Below are 6,214 nucleotides of genomic sequence, written 5' to 3' on the forward strand. Positions count from 1 at the left end.
CATGGCACGACGCGGGATTCTGGGACGCTCTCGCCGCGAGTACAAGGTTCCCGAGCCGCACCCGTCCGGTGCGCGCCCGCCGAAGATCCCCGGCGAACTGGTCCCGAACCACGTGGCCATCGTCATGGACGGCAACGGCCGCTGGGCCAAGGAGCGCGGCCTGCCGCGCACCGAGGGCCACAAGGTCGGCGAGGGCGTCGTCCTCGACGTGCTCAAGGGCTGCCTGGAGATGGGCGTCAAGAACCTCTCCCTCTACGCCTTCTCGACGGAGAACTGGAAGCGCACGCCGGACGAGGTCCGCTTCCTCATGAACTTCAACCGCGACGTCATCCGGCGCCGCCGCGACGAGATGAACGAGCTCGGCATCCGGATCCGCTGGGTCGGCCGGATGCCGAAGATGTGGAAGTCCGTCGTCCAGGAGCTCCAGATCGCGCAGGAGCAGACCGTCGACAACGACGCCATGACCCTGTACTTCTGCGTCAACTACGGCGGCCGCGCCGAGATCGCGGACGCGGCGCAGGCCATCGCCCGCGACGTGGCCGCCGGCAAGCTGGACCCGTCGAAGGTCAACGAGAAGACCTTCGCCAAGTACATCTACTACCCGGACATGCCGGACGTGGACCTGTTCCTGCGCCCCAGCGGCGAGCAGCGCACCTCCAACTACCTGATCTGGCAGAGCGCGTACGCCGAGATGGTCTTCCAGGACGTGCTGTGGCCGGACTTCGACCGCCGCAACCTCTGGGACGCCTGCCTGGAGTACGCGCAGCGCGACCGGCGCTTCGGCGGCGCGGTCCCGAACCAGCCCGAGGGCACCGGGAACTGAACCCTCCGCTAGGCTCCGCCGCCATGGACATGACTGACCGGGCGGTGGAGCTGCACTACTGCGTGGAGCGCCGGGACATCCGGGAGATGCTGCGCTGGCGCGCGGTGACGGCGCCGGGCGGCCGCAAGGAGCTGCTGCTCTACCTGCTGCTGTTCCCGCTCGCGGGGTTCGCGTTCATCGTGATCCGGGAGGACCGGCCGATGGGGCCGCCCGAGCTGGCCCTCGCCGGCGCGGTGTCCGTGCTGGCCGGTGCCGGCGTCCTGCTGTTCGGCGGATGGCGGCTCGCGCGACGGATGTACCGGTCGGTCGCGGTCCACCCCGAGTACCGGTGCGTGATCGACGGGCGGGGGTTCAGGACGCACCGGCCCGACGGGACGGTGGAGGACGCCCCGTGGGAGGACCACCGGGCATGGGCGGAGACCCGGAACCTGTTCGTGTTCGTCTGCGCGGACGGGGCCCTGGCCTCGATCCCCAAGCGGGCCGCGCTCGTCCCCGAGGACCTCGACCGGATCAGGGAGCTCTGCGCCCGGAAGCTGCCGCGCGCCTGAGCCGGCGAGATCGGCCGGATTCCGATCGGTCGCCGACCGGAATCCGACCTTTTCGGTCTAGCCGGCGGCCGCGCAGTCGGCGCAGGTGCCGAAGATCTCCACGGTGTGCGCCACGTTCACGTAGCCGTGCTCCGCCGCGATCGACTCCGCCCACTTCTCCACGGCCGGGCCCTCCACCTCGACGGCCTTGCCGCACTTGCGGCAGACCAGGTGGTGGTGGTGCTCGCCGGTGGAGCAGCGCCGGTACACGGACTCGCCGTCGCTGGTGCGCAGCACGTCGACCTCGCCCGCGTCCGCCAGGGACTGAAGCGTGCGGTAGACGGTGGTCAGGCCCACGGAATCACCGCGGTGCTTGAGCATGTCGTGCAGCTCCTGGGCGCTGCGGAACTCGTCCACCTCGTCCAGCGCCGCCGCCACGGCTGCCCGCTGCCGGGTGGATCGCCCTCGTACTGGCGCGGTACCCGTCTCGCCAGGCGCAGTCGCCACCGGTTCCTCCTCGTTTCGGCCTGCCGCCATTGTGCCAGGCGGCCGCGCGGCCCCTAGACCTTCACGTCGTCCTGGACGCAGACCTCCTGGGCGGCGCGGGCGGCCTTGGCGCGGCGCCTGGCCATGGGCGTGGACAGGGCCGTCGTGACGACGAAGACCGCGATCGCGAGCAGCACGATCGTGGCGCCGGACGGCGCGTCGATGTAGTACGTGGCGGCGGTGCCGCTCAGGGAGACCACCACGCCGATCGCCATGGCCAGCGACAGGGTCGCGGCGAAGCCGCGGGTGACCCGCTGGGCGGCGGCGACGGGGATCACCATCATGGCGCTGACCAGCAGCAGGCCCACGATGCGCATGGCCACGGTGACGGTGACGGCGGCGGTGACGGCCATCAGCAGGTTCAGCGCCCGTACCGGCAGGCCGGTCACGCGGGCGAACTCCTCGTCCTGGCTGATCGCGAAGAGCTGGCGGCGAAGGCCGAGGGTGACGGCGATGACGAAGGCGGCGAGGATCACCACGGCGGTGATGTCCTCGGCCGAGACGGTGGTGATCGAGCCGAAGAGGTAGCTGCTGAGGTTGGCGGTGGAGCCGCCGGGCGCCAGGTTGATGATCATGACGCCGCCGGCCAGGCCGCCGTAGAAGAGCATGGCGAGCGCGATGTCGCCGCTGGTCTTGCCGCGGGAGCGGATCAGCTCCATGCCGACCGCGCCGGCGACGGCGACCAGGGTGGCCATCCAGACGGGGCTGGTGTTGAGCAGGAAGCCGAGGGCGACGCCGGTCATGGCGACGTGGCCGATGCCGTCGCCCATGACGGCCTGGCGGCGCTGGACGAGGTACGTGCCGATCGCGGGTGCGGTGATGCCGACCAGCGCGGCGGCGATCAGCGCGCGCTGCATGAAGGCGTAGTGCAGGAGGTCCATCAGCTCAGCAGTCCCGTCCGCAGGGGCTCGGCGTCGTGCGCCGCGTGGGGGTGTACGTGGTCGTGGCCGGGCAGGGCGTGCTGCCCGACGGCCTCCGGCGGCGGGCCGTCGTGGACGACGCAGCCGTCGCGCAGCACGACGGCGCGGCCGATCAGGGGTTCCAGCGGGCCCAGCTCGTGCAGGACGAGGAGGACGGTGGTCCCGGCGGCGACCTGCTCGCGCAGGGCGTTCGCGAGGACCTCCTGGTTGGCCAGGTCCACGCCGGCCATCGGCTCGTCCATGATCAGCAGTTCGGGTTCGACGGCGAGGGCCCGGGCGATCAGCACGCGCTGGTGCTGCCCGCCGGAGAGGGCGTTGACCGAGGCGTCGGCGTAGCCGTCCATGTCGACCAGGGCCAGGGCCCGCTCGACGGCGGCCTTGTCGGCCTTGCGCAGGATCCCGAAGCGGGAGCGGGCGAGGCGGCCGGAGGAGACGACCTCCCGGACGGTGGCCGGGACGCCGCTGGCGGCGGTGGTGCGCTGGGGGACGTACCCGATGCGCGACCACTGGCGGAAGCGTTTGAAGTCGGTGCCGAAGAGGGTCAGGGCGCCGTCGGTGAGGGGGACCTGGCCGACGACGGCGCGGACGGCCGTGGACTTGCCGGAGCCGTTGGCGCCGAGCAGGGCGACGACCTCGCCGCGGCGGACGGTGAGGTCGACCCCGCGCAGCACGGGGCGCGAGCCGAGCGAGGCCGTGGCCCCGCGCAGGGATATGACGGGCCGGTCGTCTTCCGCCGGCCGGGGCGTTGACTGCATGGCTCGCGCCTCCGTTGCTGCTGTCATCACTTGGTTCCGAGTGCCTTCTGGAGGTTCTTCAGGTTGGACCGCATGACCTCGAAGTAGTCGGCGCCCTGGGACGTGTCGGTGATGCCCTCGAGCGGGTCGAGGACGTCCGTCTGCAGGCCGGTGTCCCGGGCGAGGGTCTTGGCCGTCTTGTCGCTGGCCAGGGTCTCGAAGAACACGGTCGTCACATTGTCCTTCTTCGCGATGGCCTGGAGGTCCTTCATCCGGGCCGGGCTGGGCTCGGACTCGGGGTCGACGCCGGAGATCCCCTCCTGGTCGAGGCCGTAGCGCTCGGCGAGGTAGCCGAAGGCGGAGTGGGTGGTGATGAAGGTCCTGGAGGCCGTGTTCTTCAGGCCGTCCTTGAACTCGGTGTCCAGCGCGCCCAGTTTGGCGACGAGGTCGGCGGTGTTCTTCTTGTAGTCCGCCGCGTGGCCGGGGTCGGCCTTCTCCAGGGCGGCGCCGAACCCCTTGGCGATCTCCGCGTACTTGACGGGGTCGAGCCAGACGTGCGGGTCCTCGCCGGCCTCGCCGTGGGAGTGCTCGTGGCCGTGGTCGTCGTCGTGGCCCTCGGCGGCGTGGTCGTGGTCCTCCTCGCCGGAGGTGCCGTGCTTCTCGAGCTTGGTGAGCGTGGCCGCGTCCACGATGTTCTTCACGCCGGACTGGGCGACGGCCTTGTCCACGGCGGGCTGGAGCGACTTGAGGTAGAGGACCACGTCCGACTCGGAGAGCTGCCCGGTCTGCTTCGGGGTGATCTCCAGGTCGTGCGGTTCGACGCCCGGCTTGGTCAGGGTGTCGACCTTCACGTGGTCCCCGCCTATCTGCTCGGCGAGGAACTGCAGGGGGTAGAACGACGCCGTGACGTGCAGCTTTCCGTCCGCGGTGCCGGCCGCGCCGGCCGTGCCGGAGCAGGCGGTGAGGGCCGTCGCGCCCAGGGCGACGGCGGCGGCGAGGGCGGTGGTGGGTATCAGGCGTCGTACGTTCATGACATCCATTTTCATCAAAGATGGAAACCGTTGTCAAAAAGCCTGGTGGGAGGGGTAGCCGGGGCCGCGGAAGGGCATACCCGATTTGAAAGGGGGGGTGCGGGCGCCGGTAACCTGAGGCATTCGCGTTCGTCCTCGTAATGAAGAGAGCACCGTGGCCGCCGACAAGATCGAAACCATCGTCAGCCTGAGCAAGCGCCGTGGCTTCGTTTACCCGTGCAGTGACATCTACGGCGGCTCCAGGGCTGCCTGGGACTACGGCCCGCTCGGTGTCGAGCTCAAGGAGAACATCAAGCGCCAGTGGTGGAAGGCCATGGTCACCGGGCGTGAGGACGTCGTCGGCCTCGACTCCTCCGTGATCCTGGCCCCCGAGGTCTGGGTGGCCTCGGGCCACGTCGCCACGTTCTCCGACCCGCTGACCGAGTGCACCTCCTGTCACAAGCGCCAGCGCGCCGACCACCTGGAAGAGGCGTACGAGGCCAAGCACGGCCGCCTCCCCGAGAACGGCCTGGCCGACATCAACTGCCCGCACTGCGGTGTGAAGGGCCAGTTCACCGAGCCGAAGCAGTTCTCCGGCATGCTGGAGACCCACCTCGGCCCGACCCAGGACACCGGCTCGAAGGCGTACCTGCGCCCCGAGACCGCCCAGGGCATCTTCACCAACTTCGCCATGGTGCAGACCTCGTCGCGCAAGAAGCCCCCGTTCGGTATCGCGCAGATGGGCAAGTCCTTCCGCAACGAGATCACGCCCGGCAACTTCATCTTCCGCACCCGCGAGTTCGAGCAGATGGAGATGGAGTTCTTCGTCAAGCCGGGCGAGGACGACCAGTGGCAGGAATACTGGATGCAGGAGCGGTGGAACTGGTACCGCGGCCTGGGTCTCCGCGAGGAGAACATGCGCTGGTACGACCACCCGGCGGAGAAGCTGTCCCACTACTCGAAGCGCACCGCTGACATCGAGTACCGCTTCAACTTCGGCGGCAGCGAGTTCTCCGAGCTGGAGGGCGTGGCCAACCGCACCGACTACGACCTGAAGGCGCACTCCGCGGCCTCCGGTCAGGACCTGGTCTACTACGACCAGGAGGCCCAGGAGAAGTACACCCCGTACGTCATCGAGCCGGCGGCCGGCGTCAACCGCGCCATGCTCGCCTTCATGCTCGACGCGTACGTCGAGGACGAGGCCCCCAACGCCAAGGGCGCCATGGAGAAGCGCACGGTCATGCGCTTCGACCCGCGCCTCGCGCCGGTCAAGGTCGCCGTCCTCCCGCTCTCGCGCAACGCCAACCTGTCGCCGAAGGCCAAGGGCCTCGCCGCCGACCTGCGCAAGAACTGGAACATCGAGTTCGACGACGCGGGCGCCATCGGCCGCCGCTACCGCCGTCAGGACGAGATCGGTACGCCGTTCTGCGTCACCGTCGACTTCGACACCCTCGACGACAACGCGGTGACCGTGCGCGAGCGCGACACCATGAAGCAGGAGCGCGTCTCCCTGGACCAGATCCAGAGCTACCTCGGCAGCCGTCTGCTCGGCTGCTAGTTCCCGCTCGGAAGACCGGTGGGGGGGGGGGGGGGGGGGGGACCCGGGGAACCGGGTTTTTTTGTTTTCCCTTCGCGGGGAGGAAAGAAGAGATCC

At 69.8% G+C, this 6,214-nt stretch carries 7 protein-coding genes; 3 read left to right on the top strand and 4 right to left on the bottom strand.

What is annotated here, in order from left to right; translation table 11 throughout:
- Position 1: 1 nt before the first annotated feature.
- Positions 2-823: an isoprenyl transferase gene (locus tag AC07A6_RS15150; RefSeq protein ID WP_362462019.1), complete on the top strand. Its 822-nt coding sequence runs from the start codon at positions 2-4 to the stop codon at positions 821-823.
- A gap of 23 nt (positions 824-846) precedes the next feature.
- Entirely contained in the window at positions 847-1,371 is a 525-nt protein-coding gene (locus tag AC07A6_RS15155) for a YcxB family protein (protein WP_478777391.1), read from the top strand.
- Between the two features lie 57 nt (positions 1,372-1,428).
- Here the strand turns inward: AC07A6_RS15155 and AC07A6_RS15160 are convergent, their stop codons facing one another.
- From AC07A6_RS15160 to AC07A6_RS15175, 4 genes are read right to left on the bottom strand one after another with little or no spacing between them, the layout of a single operon-like run.
- Positions 1,429-1,857 (bottom strand): Fur family transcriptional regulator, encoded by a 429-nt coding sequence (locus AC07A6_RS15160; protein WP_007263971.1) that lies wholly within the window; start codon positions 1,855-1,857, stop codon positions 1,429-1,431.
- A gap of 53 nt (positions 1,858-1,910) precedes the next feature.
- On the bottom strand, positions 1,911-2,777 hold the full coding sequence (locus tag AC07A6_RS15165; RefSeq protein ID WP_362462025.1) for a metal ABC transporter permease: 867 nt from the start codon (positions 2,775-2,777) through the stop codon (positions 1,911-1,913).
- Positions 2,777-3,571 (bottom strand): metal ABC transporter ATP-binding protein, encoded by a 795-nt coding sequence (locus AC07A6_RS15170; protein WP_386271780.1) that lies wholly within the window; start codon positions 3,569-3,571, stop codon positions 2,777-2,779. The genes AC07A6_RS15165 and AC07A6_RS15170 overlap by 1 nt, the downstream gene beginning before the upstream one ends.
- 26 nt (positions 3,572-3,597) lie before the next feature.
- Positions 3,598-4,581 (bottom strand): metal ABC transporter substrate-binding protein, encoded by a 984-nt coding sequence (locus AC07A6_RS15175; protein ID WP_478777392.1) that lies wholly within the window; start codon positions 4,579-4,581, stop codon positions 3,598-3,600.
- Positions 4,582-4,735: 154 nt separating this feature from the next.
- Here AC07A6_RS15175 and AC07A6_RS15180 point away from each other — a divergent pair, with 154 nt between their 5' ends.
- Complete coding sequence (locus AC07A6_RS15180) at positions 4,736-6,118, top strand: glycine--tRNA ligase (RefSeq protein ID WP_362462034.1); 1,383 nt, start codon at positions 4,736-4,738, stop codon at positions 6,116-6,118.
- Positions 6,119-6,214: the final 96 nt, after the last annotated feature.

The sequence above is a fragment of the Streptomyces sp. NPDC044002 genome, assembly GCF_056434525.1.